At 42.5% G+C, this 13,134-nt stretch carries 18 protein-coding genes and 2 riboswitches; of the genes, 15 read left to right on the top strand and 3 right to left on the bottom strand.

Annotation, left to right across the window (positions count from 1 at the left end; translation table 11 throughout):
- Nucleotides 1-17: 17 nt before the first annotated feature.
- Nucleotides 18-311, bottom strand: a complete 294-nt coding sequence (gene clpS, locus ACLFKQ_RS12260; protein ID WP_449000087.1) for an ATP-dependent Clp protease adapter ClpS — start codon at nt 309-311, stop codon at nt 18-20.
- A 260-nt stretch (nt 312-571) separates the two neighbouring features.
- On the opposite strand from clpS, the gene ACLFKQ_RS12255 reads away from it, so the two are divergent.
- From ACLFKQ_RS12255 to ACLFKQ_RS12185, 15 genes are all read left to right on the top strand, one after another.
- Complete coding sequence (locus ACLFKQ_RS12255; RefSeq protein WP_449000086.1) at nt 572-1,366, top strand: type 1 glutamine amidotransferase; 795 nt, start codon at nt 572-574, stop codon at nt 1,364-1,366.
- Nucleotides 1,367-1,492: 126 nt separating this feature from the next.
- Nucleotides 1,493-2,296, top strand: a complete 804-nt coding sequence (locus ACLFKQ_RS12250; protein WP_449000085.1) for a hypothetical protein — start codon at nt 1,493-1,495, stop codon at nt 2,294-2,296.
- Nucleotides 2,297-2,966: 670 nt separating this feature from the next.
- Nucleotides 2,967-3,113: riboswitch (cobalamin riboswitch) on the top strand.
- A 24-nt stretch (nt 3,114-3,137) separates the two neighbouring features.
- Nucleotides 3,138-3,323 (top strand): CbtB domain-containing protein, encoded by a 186-nt coding sequence (locus tag ACLFKQ_RS12245; RefSeq protein WP_449000084.1) that lies wholly within the window; start codon nt 3,138-3,140, stop codon nt 3,321-3,323.
- A gap of 13 nt (nt 3,324-3,336) precedes the next feature.
- Nucleotides 3,337-3,501, top strand: a complete 165-nt coding sequence (locus ACLFKQ_RS12240) for a hypothetical protein (protein ID WP_449000083.1) — start codon at nt 3,337-3,339, stop codon at nt 3,499-3,501.
- A gap of 30 nt (nt 3,502-3,531) precedes the next feature.
- Nucleotides 3,532-3,696 (top strand): hypothetical protein, encoded by a 165-nt coding sequence (locus ACLFKQ_RS12235; RefSeq protein WP_449000082.1) that lies wholly within the window; start codon nt 3,532-3,534, stop codon nt 3,694-3,696.
- A 3-nt stretch (nt 3,697-3,699) separates the two neighbouring features.
- Entirely contained in the window at nt 3,700-4,170 is a 471-nt protein-coding gene (locus ACLFKQ_RS12230) for a hypothetical protein (RefSeq protein ID WP_449000081.1), read from the top strand.
- Between the two features lie 44 nt (nt 4,171-4,214).
- A complete protein-coding gene (locus ACLFKQ_RS12225) occupies nt 4,215-4,613 on the top strand; it encodes a hypothetical protein (RefSeq protein WP_449000080.1) in 399 nt (132 codons plus the stop codon).
- The gene (locus ACLFKQ_RS12220; RefSeq protein ID WP_449000079.1) at nt 4,597-4,827 is read left to right on the top strand and encodes a hypothetical protein; all 231 of its coding nucleotides are present in this window, start codon (nt 4,597-4,599) and stop codon (nt 4,825-4,827) included. Before ACLFKQ_RS12225 ends, ACLFKQ_RS12220 begins: the two co-directional genes overlap by 17 nt.
- 84 nt (nt 4,828-4,911) lie before the next feature.
- The gene (locus tag ACLFKQ_RS12215) at nt 4,912-5,913 is read left to right on the top strand and encodes a metal ABC transporter substrate-binding protein (RefSeq protein WP_449000078.1); all 1,002 of its coding nucleotides are present in this window, start codon (nt 4,912-4,914) and stop codon (nt 5,911-5,913) included.
- Nucleotides 5,914-5,923: 10 nt separating this feature from the next.
- Nucleotides 5,924-6,706, top strand: a complete 783-nt coding sequence (locus tag ACLFKQ_RS12210) for a metal ABC transporter ATP-binding protein (RefSeq protein ID WP_449000077.1) — start codon at nt 5,924-5,926, stop codon at nt 6,704-6,706.
- The gene (locus tag ACLFKQ_RS12205; protein ID WP_449000076.1) at nt 6,703-7,602 is read left to right on the top strand and encodes a metal ABC transporter permease; all 900 of its coding nucleotides are present in this window, start codon (nt 6,703-6,705) and stop codon (nt 7,600-7,602) included. The genes ACLFKQ_RS12210 and ACLFKQ_RS12205 overlap by 4 nt, the downstream gene beginning before the upstream one ends.
- 299 nt (nt 7,603-7,901) lie before the next feature.
- Nucleotides 7,902-8,656, top strand: a protein-coding gene (locus ACLFKQ_RS12200; RefSeq protein WP_448998612.1) for an IS5 family transposase whose coding sequence is annotated in 2 segments (ribosomal slippage) — nt 7,902-8,222 and nt 8,225-8,656 — 753 coding nt in all. Because the reading frame shifts where the segments join, the coding sequence is not laid out codon by codon here.
- On the top strand, nt 8,657-8,884 hold the full coding sequence (gene psbQ / locus ACLFKQ_RS12195) for a photosystem II protein PsbQ (RefSeq protein WP_449000075.1): 228 nt from the start codon (nt 8,657-8,659) through the stop codon (nt 8,882-8,884).
- A gap of 237 nt (nt 8,885-9,121) precedes the next feature.
- On the top strand, nt 9,122-9,400 hold the full coding sequence (locus ACLFKQ_RS12190) for a UPF0175 family protein (protein WP_449000074.1): 279 nt from the start codon (nt 9,122-9,124) through the stop codon (nt 9,398-9,400).
- Nucleotides 9,397-9,858, top strand: coding sequence for a DUF3368 domain-containing protein (locus ACLFKQ_RS12185; RefSeq protein WP_449000073.1), 462 nt, complete (start codon nt 9,397-9,399; stop codon nt 9,856-9,858). Before ACLFKQ_RS12190 ends, ACLFKQ_RS12185 begins: the two co-directional genes overlap by 4 nt.
- Nucleotides 9,859-10,140: 282 nt before the next feature.
- On the opposite strand, the gene ACLFKQ_RS12180 is transcribed toward ACLFKQ_RS12185, so the two are convergent.
- Both ACLFKQ_RS12180 and ACLFKQ_RS12175 read right to left on the bottom strand, forming a co-directional pair.
- Nucleotides 10,141-12,114, bottom strand: a complete 1,974-nt coding sequence (locus ACLFKQ_RS12180; protein ID WP_449000072.1) for a heavy metal translocating P-type ATPase — start codon at nt 12,112-12,114, stop codon at nt 10,141-10,143.
- Between the two features lie 126 nt (nt 12,115-12,240).
- Complete coding sequence (locus tag ACLFKQ_RS12175) at nt 12,241-12,636, bottom strand: ArsR/SmtB family transcription factor (protein ID WP_449000071.1); 396 nt, start codon at nt 12,634-12,636, stop codon at nt 12,241-12,243.
- 216 nt (nt 12,637-12,852) lie between these two features.
- Nucleotides 12,853-12,997, top strand: a riboswitch (cobalamin riboswitch).
- The last annotated feature ends 137 nt before the right edge of the window (nt 12,998-13,134 follow it).

Genomic DNA, 13,134 nt, shown 5'->3' with positions numbered 1-13,134 from the left:
AAATAAATTATCTAATTTTAAGCCTTTTCTAAAGGAGCCATGGTCAAACCCGCCCGTTTTAGTTGTTGGTGATATAGTTCGGCTTGTTCTTGAGGACCTACCCAGACGATCGCTTGTCCTTCAGAATGAACCTGCTCGGTCAACTTCCAAGCGCGATCGCTGCTCATCCCTGGAATATATTTCATCAAACATTCAGCAACGTGCTTAAAGGTATTAAAATCATCATTAAGTACGATTACTTTATAGTTAGGATAAATTTCTTTGATGGTTTGACTTGCACGTTCTCTAGTTGTCGTAGGCGTAGCAGTCATATCATTAAATTCCGTTAATTTAGTAAAATTCGATCGAATGTCAGAAAAAGCCCCGATTTTCAAAGATTATCGAGAGCGAACATAGCAATAGTTTAGCTACTTTAAGTGTTTTCTTCAAAACTAAACTGGCAATTTTTCCTCGAGTAAGTTACATCTGTAACCAATAGTACGAACGATTTATCGAGTAAAGGTTTAAAATTAGCCCTTTTGTCGTTGAGGTATATATTGGAAAAATTAATCTTACACAACGAGCTTGCAAAATGAAATTATCAATTGGCTGGCTGTATCCTTCCTTAATGAGTACCTATGGCGATCGCGGCAACGTTATTTGTTTACAACGACGCTGTCAATGGCGCGATATTGAAGTAGATCTGGTTCCCCTGCAAAGAGAATCTAGTGTTGAAGAGTTCGAAAAAGTAGATTTGATTGTTGGTGGAGGGGCGCAAGACCGACAGCAAGCCATTGTGATGAGAGATTTATGGGGAGCAAAAGCCGATGCTTTGCGCCACAAACTAGCAACCAATACCCCTGGTGTATTTACTTGCGGTTCGCCGCAGCTTTTGGGTCATTTTTACGAACCTGCCTTAGGACAGAAAATTGAAGGATTGGGCTTATTCGATCTCGTTACCAAGCATCCAGGAATTGATGCACCACGCTGCATTGGCAATTTGGTCTTTGAAATCGTCGCTTCACCCATAGCTGAAGAATTGCGAGCAATGCTTGGTAAAAAACCAATTGCCATTGGCTTTGAAAATCACGGCGGAAGAACTCATCTCAATCGCGTTCAGCCATTGGGCAAAGTAATTAAAGGTTTTGGTAACAACGGTACAGATGGTTGGGAAGGAGCTTTTATGGGTAATGCGATCGCCACCTACGCTCACGGTCCTCTATTACCGAAAAATCCTTTTATTGCTGACTGGCTGATTCAAAAAGCTTTGCAAAAAAAATATCAAACCGAGATCGAGCTAGCGAAACTACCAGATTCTCTAGCCATTGCCGCTCGCCAGGCAATGCTGCAACGCTTGAATTTGACTAAAATTGCAGTAAATATCTAGTTCCGGCTTGCAGGTTTTTTTAAATATTTGCTAGAAATGGATGTTTTGCAACCCAAATTGCATTAAGATTGGCAATTATGCAAGACAAACTTGCAACTAATAGATTTAGCAATTGCAATTACAACTATGACAGGAAAACCCTTAAACAATAGTTCTGCTGGCATTCTAATTCTAATCTTGCCCCTAGCACTATCAATTGTCATTTTGTACAAGCTTTGGCCTTTACTGCTGTTGTTGGCATTATCAATTGTTGCTTTTAGAATTTGGCAAAATTATCAGTGGCAAAAATGGTGCGCTCAGGTAAATCCTTACTTCAATCAATTAATCAAAGAAAATCGCGGTTACCTTACTCCAGTAGACTTATCCTTGAAAGCTAATTTGACTGCCAAAGCGGCAAAGAGTTTCTTAGAAGGGAAAGCTAGCGATTACGGGGTAGCGCCCAAAATCATTCCAGATAAAGGAATCGTGTATTACTTTCCTACTGCCAGTGCCTTGGGAAGTATTTTAGATGACAGCGAACCTGAAACTGAATCAGAATTATCCCTCAATTCCTATGAGTCAGCAGCTAGTGAGTCTGGTAAAGTTTCTTTTCGCGGAATTGCCAGTTTAGCCAAGCAGGAACAAACACAGCAACAGCAAATTAGCGAGCATTCAACTTCTGCTGCCACTGATGTAGCTGAGTTAGAATCCGAATCGCCTGTTGCGACTGAAAGCTCTGCAGTAGATGAAGCTGAAATCACTACTACCGATGAAGAGCGCTTTTTAATTCAGGCAGATTTAGCCAAACGTCTCGATCTTAACTCTAGTACCGTCGGCAGACGCAAACTAGACGAAGATTTTCCCGAATGGAGTCAGAGTAAAGATCCAGAAGGAATCGCTTGGAAATACATACCTGAAACTAAACACTTCGTTCCGATGGATGAAAATTAAATCTGAAATCGACGCTAATTCGACGAAGCTAAAACTTAAAAATTATCGATCTCGAGCGGTTTCAATTGCCTAAGAGCTCGTAAAAAACAACTTGACTTTTAATTCCTAATTGCAAATTGCCAACTCCGGTTAAATCTATGGTTTAGCTAAAAAAAATCATCAGAAAACAATTCAGCCAGTTAAAAATAGCTGAATTGTCCAACTCAGCTCGGAAAATAAGGTTTAACAAGCTTCTTTTTCGATTTTTTAGGGCGAGAATAACTCTTTTTCGCTATGGGATAGGTCTTTCTTTTTCTTCTTTTCTAACCTTTTATCCAACCAGGAGACTTTCCACGGAGTTTAGGTAAAGTAGTCGCGGTGTCAATCTCAACTAAAAGTGAAAATAGTGACTGTACAACCTTTCCAAAAGTTAAATTTTTTAAAAATCACCAAAATAGTCTTCCTCTCTCGCAATCAGAAAATATGAAAACCATGATTGACGAGCCTTGGTCAGAAGTATGAGAAATAGTCAAAGCTAGAGAGCGTCGCTCAAAAAGCTGTAGCGACTGGTACTTAGGTGCATCGATTAATGTTTACTTTTGGGTGGCTTTAGGTGCTGGGGTGCAGTTATTTTGTAGCCTAAATCATTTAAATTTCTTGTTGCAGTCAATCTAATTAAGGTTACTATAACTGTAACAGTTACTCAATCGGTTCTAATGGGGAACAGTCATTAGAAGTAATGGGGAAAGTTTGGTAAAAATCCAACGCTGTACCGCAACTGTGATGAGAGCGTTAAAATTCTCTTAGTCAGAATGCCCGCCGATATTAACACCGCACTAAATCAATCTGCGAGGTACAGATAATGGTTAGCATAAGTAGTTTGGGGCAACGCGCCCAGCGTTTAGTATTGTCATTGCCAGTCCAAGTTTTTCTGATAGTTGGTCTTTGCATGATAATTCTTTGGACGCTTTATTTTTCCACCTATTCTCCCGTTCATGACGCGCTACACGAGACTCGTCATCACACTTTGACGGTCGCCTGTCATTAATTAGGGAGAAAAAATGAAATTAATTAAATATATTTTATTGACCGCAGTAGCGATCGCAGGTTGTAGTTTAGTTTGGTTATCTAAATTAACACCAATTGTCTCTCAACCAACAGTACTACTGCAAACTGAACCACCTTTGGAAGATGTAATTGTCGATGATACGGTCGTTAAATTTTAACTTCAGGCACTCGATGCTGACGAACAGCCTTTGACTGATGCTAATTTAAAAGTCGGTATTTTCACACCAGCCAAAACACCCTGGTTTACTTCCGATTTTCCCATTGTCGAGGGGACAGAATTACTCAGTTTAGAAGCGATCGCCTCTCAAGGAAATCCAGAGTTCGAGCAAGTATTACCCATTCGCGGTAACTAAACTATGGAAGTAGCTGCCAATCCCCAGGCTACAGACATATTTAAGGCTTTCGAGCACTCTTTAACCTTCAAAGTTCCTGAAAACGCCGTAAAATATCGTAATTTAGCAATTTTAGCGATTATTTTGTTAGGAGTTGGTTTTACTGGCGGTTGGATTTTAGGTGGCGAACAAACTTTGAATGATGGAGAAATCGCTCCTCAGCCAGTCAGAATGTTATTGAGTGGCATGACGATAATTGCGATCGCGGTTTTACTCGTGGTTAATGTTAGTGCCAAAGTTGCAGCATCTAATGTTGAAGTTGGTGCAGTTTCTACTTCTGCTGCTGTTGCGAACAATAAAGCAAATGCAGGTATCTCAGGAAATAGAAGTAGAAGGCATCGCTCCTCCACTATTAGTCAGGTTCATCAGTCTATTGTATTTCACTCTCATTTTTGTGGTGGGATTAATCGCAAAATTCTGGGGACGGAGACGTAAAACAGTTTAGTCATTAGTTATTAGACTTTAGCATCCTTAAACCAATGAAATCTGACGTAGAAAAACTAGCTAAATCTTGGTTCGTTTCTTCAAAATCTGGGAAAAATGGCGAATTATCTCAACTCAATTCCTGGCAAATAGCAGTAAAAGCGATCGCTAAAAGTAATCGGTGGCAGATGTTTCTGATTACTGTTGGTAGTGCTAGCAGCATCATCTATCCTCATGCGCCTTTAGTCGGTTTTGCTGCGGTAACTGGTAATACGTTGACTCGCAAAAAAGCTCTAATTAGTGCCATGAGTATCTGGTTTGCCAATCAGCTTTATGGCTTTACCATTCGCCAATATCCCAGAACTTTAGAATCTTTGACTTGGTGGTTAGTAATGGGTTTAGAAACACTGTTGGTTACTTGTTACTTGGTTGGTTACATTGCGACCAAAATTTAGCCGTCATAGTGTTTGGGGTTATTTGATTTGGTTGGCTGTAAGTCTTGTCAGTGGTTACGGTATTTATCAAGGCAGTATCGTGCTAATTGCCCAGTTAATGGGCGGACATGGATTTAGTTCGACAATTTTATGGGGTATTTTTATTAAGAATTTTATTTGGGCTACTGCTTTATCTGGGATACATGGTTGCGCTGTTTTGATGAAAAAAGCTTAAGCCAATAGTCGCCATGCTCAATAATGAGAGAAATATGAAAGAAAAGTGATACGATAATGAAATTGAGTTCAATTTTATTTTTCGATGGCACAAATTTTTTTAAAGCGAAAGATGCTCTTCTCCTCCACTCTGGCATTAAGCGTTTGGCTGACTGGCTGTGGGGGTACAGGGGAAACTACAACCTCGACTACTTCAGACAGCACACAACCAACGGAGGCTGATTCAGAACAGGTAGCTAATAACGAAGGTAAAAAGAAAGTCCTCACCACTTTTACCGTATTAGCAGACATCGCTCAAAAAGTGGCAGGTGACAAACTCAATGTAGAATCTATTACTCGCATTGGTGCGGAAATTCACGGCTACGAACCCACACCCAGCGACATTGCCAAAGCTCAAGATGCCGATTTGATTCTTTACAACGGAATGGGTTTGGAGCGTTGGTTCGAGCAGTTTTTGGGCAACGTACGAGATGTTCCTTCGGTGTTATTGACAGAAGGTATAGAGCCAATTCCTATTTCTGAAGGTCCATATGAAGATAAACCCAATCCCCACGCCTGGATGTCGCCCCAGAATGCTTTGGTTTACGTGGAAAATATTCGTCAAGCTTTTGTAAAACTCGATCCAGAAAATGCCGCAACCTACAACACCAATGCCGAAGCATATAGCAAAAAGCTTAAAGCAATCGACGAAGAACTACAGGCAGATTTGACACAAGTCCCCGAAAATCAACGTTATTTAGTAAGTTGCGAAGGGGCATTTTCTTATCTCGCTCGCGACTACAATATGGAAGAAATTTATATGTGGCCGATTAATGCCGAGCAGCAGTTTACTCCCAAGCAGGTTCGGGGGGTGATTGAAGAAGTGAAAGCTAACAATGTGCCGACCATTTTTTGCGAAACTACAGTGAGCGACGAAGGAATGAAACAAGTTGGCAAAACGACGGGAGCAAGATTTGGAGGAAACCTTTACGTGGATTCTCTTTCGTCAGAAGAAGGACCAGTTCCCACTTTTTTAGATTTACTCGAATACGATGCTCGCACCATTGCTAATGGTTTGCTGGCGGGTAGCAATGCAAGTAATAAGTAATTAAAAGATTATGCAAATAACAACTCAAGCACTCGATATTAGCGTCAATGACCTCAGCGTTACCTACAGCAATACCAAACTAGCTCTTTACAACGTTAGCTGTACGGTAGAGCCAGGCAGTATTACTGCTTTGGTAGGACCGAACGGTAGCGGTAAATCTACTTTATTTAAATCCATTATGGGATTTTTAAAGCCTGCCCAGGGACAGATTCGCATTGGTGATGTGACCGTACAAAAAGCTCAGAAAAAACAGTTAATGGCTTATGTACCGCAATCGGATGAAGTAGACTGGAATTTTCCTGTAAGCGTATACGATGTGGTAATGATGGGACGCTACGGTTATATGAACCTGTTGCGTATCCCTGGTTCAAAAGACCGTCGGTTGGTGATGGAAAGTTTAGAACGAGTGGGTATGAGCGATTTTCGTCACCATCAAATTGGCGAACTATCTGGAGGTCAGAAAAAACGGGCATTTTTGGCAAGAGCCTTGGCTCAAGAAGGTAAGGTAATTTTACTCGACGAACCTTTTTCGGGTGTAGATGTAAAAACCGAAAAACGGACGATCGATCTGCTGATCCAGCTACGGGAAGAAGGTCACACTATTCTAGTATCCACTCACGATTTAGCCTCTATTTCCACTTTTTGCGATCGCACTATTCTGCTCAATCAAACTATTTTGGCTTCGGGAAAGACGGAAGAAACCTTTACCGAAGAGAATTTATCCATGACTTTTGGCGGGTTGCCAATTAATAGCCTGCGCCAGATGTACCAATCGTCTGAGGTGGATTCATGAGCGATTTGATGATGGCTATTTCGGTTATCGACTGGCTGGTCGAACCCTTACAGTATGGGTTTTTAGTCCAAGCTATTTGGGTTAGTGCCTTTGTTGGTTTAGTGTGTGCGGTACTTTCTTGCTACATTACTCTTAAAGGCTGGTCGTTGATGGGAGATGCGGTTTCCCATGCGGTTGTGCCAGGAGTAGTAGTAGCTTATGCTTTAAATATTCCCTTTGCGATTGGGGCGTTTCTATTCGGGTTTGGGGCAACCGTTGCCATTGGCTACATCAAGTCAAAAACTCGTCTCAAAGAAGATGCCGTGATTGGAGTAGTGTTTACGGGCTTTTTTGCCTTTGGTTTGGTGCTGGTTACAAAAATTCCCAGCAACATCGATTTATTTCATATTCTATTCGGTAACGTCCTGGGTATATCCCAAGAAGATATCATTCAAACTGCGATCGCTGGGGTAATTACGCTGGTAGTAATTTTAATCCGACGCAAAGACCTATTGCTGTTCTGTTTTGACCCCAACCACGCCAAAGCTATCGGTCTGAACGTTCAGCTTATGTTTTATACATTGCTTTCGGTGCTGGCTTTAACCATCGTTACCGCTCTGCAAACCGCAGGTATTATTCTGGTCATTGCCATGCTAGTAACACCAGGCTCGACAGCATATTTATTAACCGATCGCTTTGACCGTATGCTAGGCATTTCTGTTGCTACCAGCGTCTTTTCTTGTGTAATGGGAACATATCTCAGCTACCACTTTGACGTATCCACAGGGGGAGCGATCGTGGTACTTTTGACGGCGTTATTTCTTTTAACAATGGTATTCGCACCTAAGTATGGAATTTTGGCTCAGAATTCTAATCGGCACCAACCAGTTTTAGAAGGAACACAAGGTAAAGCTTAGCTGGCGATCGCTACTCCTAATTCCTTTGAAGCTATACTGGCACAGGTACAACCAGCAACCGAACAACTCGATGAAGATAGTTCGATTAGCTATTCTCAGACACAACTCAACAAAATTGAGAAAGCTGCTAAAGATGTTAGTTCATTGCGCGATCGCCTAGAAGCATTTCCACCCGCGATTAAAAAGCGAGATTGGTCAGAAGTTCACAAGGATGTTGCTGGATTATTAGGTTCTGTTGACGTAAAGAGGCAAAGATAAGAAAGTACCTGAAGTTGCTGATTTTAGTCAAAAAATTCTTCATGAAATCTCGTGTTAAGTTGGACGATTCTGCTTGGCAGCAAATTTTCGTTGTTCTGAGCCACCAACAAGACATCCGTATCAAAGACCCCAAAGCTTGTCGTCGTTTTCTGAATGCGGTTCTCTGGATTACTCGCACAGGTGCTCAATGGCGTGAATTACCCAAACGTTTTGGCAACTGGAACAGCCTCTACAAACGATATCGGCGTTGGTGTCAGAAGGGAGTTTGGCATCGTCTCTTGCAAGAAATGTCCCACTCTGCTGACTTAGAAAGTTTAATTCCCGATAGCACCATGATTCGTGCTCATCCCTGTGCAGCAGGAGCAAAAGGGGGTCAGAAAAACACTCTTTAGGAGGTTCTTGTGGCGGATTTAGTACCAAGTTACATGCTGTGGTAGATGCGTTGGGCAATCCGCTGCGGTTGCTTCTGACTCCAGGGCAAACCGCCGATATCAGTCAAGGAGAGGCATTGGTGGCTGGTTATCGAGCTCAACAGGTAATTGCCGATAAAGGCTATGATTGTGATGCTTTTGTGGTCTTGATTGAGGAAACTGGTGCTCAAGGCGTGATTCCGCCTCGTTCTGGTCGCCTCAACCCTAGAGATTACGATTCACATCTGTACAAGGAGCGACATCTAGTTGAGTGCTTTTTTAACAAACTTAAATACTATCGTCGCGTTTTCAGCCGTTTTGACAAAACTGACGAATGTTATTTGGGATTTGCCGAATTTGCTTCGGCTTTAATTTGGTTGCGTTAATTGTGTCAACAGAACCTACCCGATCTCAAGCAAAAAATGATGAGCGTAACCGACCAATTAGAATTGAGCGATCGCATTTTAGCGCGAGCCGTATCTACAGAAGTATTTATCCATTTGGAAAAAATTGACGAAGCCGATGAAGTTTACGACTATCAAGCTGCCGAAACTAACTATCTTCAAGCAGTACAAGACTTTGATGCCTTTTTGAATCTCATTCCCACCAGTTAAGGTTAAAGTAGTGCGATCGCTTTTATGTGGGTGAAAGGGCGATCGCATCTAGAGTACAAACAAAAGAAGTATTTATGGAATAGATAAAGCGATCGTGAGTTAGAAAAGAGCGATCGCGGAAATCACCTGTGTCTGGATTAAGTTACGATTTATATGTATTCGAGTTAAAAAAATCAATCTACGAATCTTGTTTAAGAGCGCGAGACAACGCTTTTATATATATAAGGAGTCTAATCCATGGAAATTACGCTCAATCTACCTGACAAGCTGGTTCGACATTTTAACCAAAATCACCTTGCTCGCGAGATTTTGGAAGCTTTGGCAGTACAAGCATACCAAGATCGAAAAATTACCAGTGCTGAGGTGGGACAAATCATAGGTTTACCGTCTCGTTGGGCAGTAGATGCCTTTTTAAAGCAGCACCACGCTGATTTACATTACAATGAGGCAGATCTCGTGAGCGATCGTGAAACTCTCCGTCAACTCCGTGCGAATTATTCCAATAGCACCTCATGATCGTCGTTTCTGATACTTCGCCTCTCAATTATCTACTGCTCATTGACCAAATTGACCTGCTCTCCTACTTGTTTGAAAAAATCATTATCCCTGATGTGGTGCGAGATGAAATGCTCGATCCAGATGCACCACCAGCCCTTCAGCAATGGGTTGCTAGTCCTCCTCCTTGGCTTATAATTCAAGCAGTCTCAGTGATCGATGCAACCCTGAGTAGTCTCGATCCAGGTGAGCAAGCTGCTATTACTCTGGCTCAAACGTTATCAGCAGACTTACTGATTATTGATGAACGCTTAGGAAGACAGATTGCAAGGGAACGGGGAATTCCCATTATCGGTACTCTGGGAATTTTAGATGATGCTGCAAGTCAGGGTTTAGTAGACCTTTCAGATACTATTGCTCGATTGCAAAAAACGAACTTCCGTATATCCCGTCGCATCATTCAGGCATTGTTAAATTAGAAAAGAGCGATCGCATAGAGGTACTTTCGGCGATCGTAATGTACTGTTACATCGAATCTAAATAAAAATCCCTACATAATTTAGGTATTTAGCGTAATTTAATTGATGCTTCAAAGGTTCAATTAATCTATCAGGTAATATATTTATTCGGTAATGTTGCTCTATAGATAACACTATACCGCAGCGGACGTGGTGGCTAAAGCACTGGCTTAGTTCGGGCTTCTGGCCGCGCCACTAGCCTCAAGGACATTATATGCTTCGATCCTCTATACATCTTCACCTCTACCTCGCTCGCAAAACACGACTGGCATTAAGAATCGCCAACAGAGCCACTCCCATATCAGCAAATACCGCTTCCCAGAGAGTTGCTATCCCAATCGCGCCCAGGGCAATAAACAAGGCTTTCACGGACATAGCGATGATAATATTTTGCCAAACAATACGTAGGGTTCGGCGAGCAATGGTGATCGCTTCGGCTACTTTAGAGGGAGCATCGGTCATAATTACCACATCGGCGGTTTCAATGGCTGCATCCGAGCCTAGTCCCCCCATAGCTATACCCACATCGGCACGAGCAATTACTGGTGCGTCGTTGATGCCATCCCCGACAAAAGCTACTTTATGGTTGGTTCGGTTTACCGTCTTCATAATCTTCTCTAGAGCATTCACCTTATCCTCTGGTAACAGTTCGGCTAACACGCGGTCGATCTGGAGTTGACGGGCGATAGTTTCGGCGATCTGCTGGCTATCTCCTGTCAGCATCACGGTTTTAATTTGCTGCTGATGCAGTGCTTGGATCGCTGTGACGGCATCTTCTTTGAGTTCATCGGCAATCATTATGCGCCCAGTATATTCACCATCGACAGCTAAGTGAGCTACCGTACCATCTACCACACAGACATCGTGGGGAATCTCCTCTCGATGTAACAAGCGATCGTTTCCTGCTATGACAACTCTGCCGTCCACTCTGGCGCGGATACCATGTCCCGCAATTTCTTGATAATTTTTAACCTGAGAAGCATCAATCGGTTTTCCATGAGCTTGTCGAATCGATTGGGCTACGGGATGATTGGACTGAGATTCCACTCTGGCTGCTAATTCTAGCAGTTGTTCTCGACTCAAACCATTATGGGAAATAACATCGGTAACTTGGAAGTTTCCTTGAGTAAGAGTGCCAGTTTTGTCAAAAATAACGGTTTTCACCTGAGTTAGGGCATCTAAAAAGGTAGAACCTTTAATCAAAATACCCCGCTTGGCTGCCCCCCCAATACCGCCAAAGTAGCCCAGAGGAATACTAATGACCAATCCACAAGGACAGGAAATTACCAACAGCACCAACGCTCGATAAGTCCAGGTACTTGTGGTCGCTCCCGAAATCAGCAAGGGTGGTAATAGGGCAACTGCTAGGGAAAGAAACACTACAACGGGGGTATAGTAACGGGCAAAGCGAGTAATAAACTTTTCGGTGTCGGCTTTTTTGCTTCTGGCATTTTCCACCAACTCTAAAATTCTGGCAATGGATGACTCGCTAAACAGCTTAGTAACGCGGATGGTTAGCCCTCCAGACTGGTTAATCATTCCTGCTAACACCGTATCTCCCGTCGCTACGGTACGGGGTACTGATTCTCCCGTCAGGGCAGAAGTATCGACTTGAGAACTTCCTTCGATAATCTCACCGTCGAGGGGAACTTTCTCCCCAGGACGTACCCGAATTATCTCTCCAATGCCCACTTTATCGGGAGATACGGTTTCGATCTCGCCGTCAACCAGCATATTGGCAGTATCGGGACGCACTTCCAGCAAGGCTCGAATCGAACGACGCGATCGCCCTACGGCAGAACCCTGTAACAGTTCACCTACCTGGTAAAACAGCATCACGCCCACTGCTTCTGGTAGTTCGTGAATGGCGATCGCTCCTAACGTGGCGATGGTCATCAAAAAATTCTCGTCAAAGATGCGACCCCGCAGGATATTCCGCCCAGCAGTGGTCAGCACTCCCCAACCACAAAGCAAGTATGCAGGAATCAAGACGGCATATTCGGCAATAGAAAACGGAGTCTGATGTAAAGCATCGTGAAAAATCAGTCCGATTAATAAAAGAGGTGTAGCGATCGCAATCTCTCTTAACTCTCGCCATAAGTTAAACTCACTCTTTCCGTGACTGTGACCGCAACAGTCATCATGGATTGTTACTTCAGATAAGGGTTCGGGGGAATGTTCGTTACAGCATCCTTGATGATGATGGTGTTCTGCCATAAATACCTACCGTGAAAATATCCTGAATATATGAAAGTCTATTCAGATGAAAGATTATTCAAATTATATAGTAAGTATTCGTGCAAAATAAATTATTAGTAGGGCGACACAATCTCTGGTTGAGAATCAACCCTCATCGAGGTGTTTGGCTACCTCTCGATAAAAAGTCACAATATGCTCGTCTGCAAGGCTGTAATAAACGTTGCGACCTTGACGGCGATATTTGACCAGCTTTTGCGATCGCAATACTCTTAGCTGATGGGACACTGCCGATTCACCCATTTTAACAATTGCTGCCAAGTCGCAAACACAAAGCTCCTGCTGTGCTAAAGCTGAAAGTAATTTGAGCCGATGGGGATCCGAGAGAACGCTAAAAAATTCTGCCATTTGTTGAGCCTTTTCGGTTGCTAGAACCTTACGTTGCACCTGCCACACATTATCTAGATGAACTAAAGACTCTTCACAGCCTGGAGCATCAGAAGCGGGGGCAGTTTGTTTATTTAAGGAACTAGAATCAGCCATGATTAATTAGAATTAGTTTTAGTCTCTGGCTCTATAATACTAAGAATCATTATCATTTGAATACTTGTTCAGGCAATTGAACGTTTAAGCCGATTAAAAACGCTTAATTTCACTGATTATATGAATACCTCTGAAGCAACAAGTAAAATACGGTGCAGGAATCTTGTATTGTAAATCAGGCAAATTTCTTGTTTCAGTAAATTAACCTAGGGTATCATGTATGGATAATCGATCGGTTCTAATGGGGAACAGCCATTAGAAGTAATGGGGAAAGTTCGGTGCAAATCCAACGCTGTCCCGCAACTGTGATGGGAAGGTTAAACTTCTCTCAGTCAGAATGCCCGCCGAGGTTAACACTACAAAACAAACTAATCTGCGAGGTACAGATGTTTAAACACTTTTTGATTTCCAAAATTATTAATTCTCTGCCTGTTATATTACACATAACTCTACGACGAACCACAGAGTAATTATTAAATACAGTTTTACAGAGATTTG

This window comes from Myxosarcina sp. GI1(2024) (assembly GCF_053543375.1).
The sequence above is the reverse complement of the archived record's forward strand: the minus strand, read 5'-3'. Positions and strand labels throughout refer to the sequence as shown.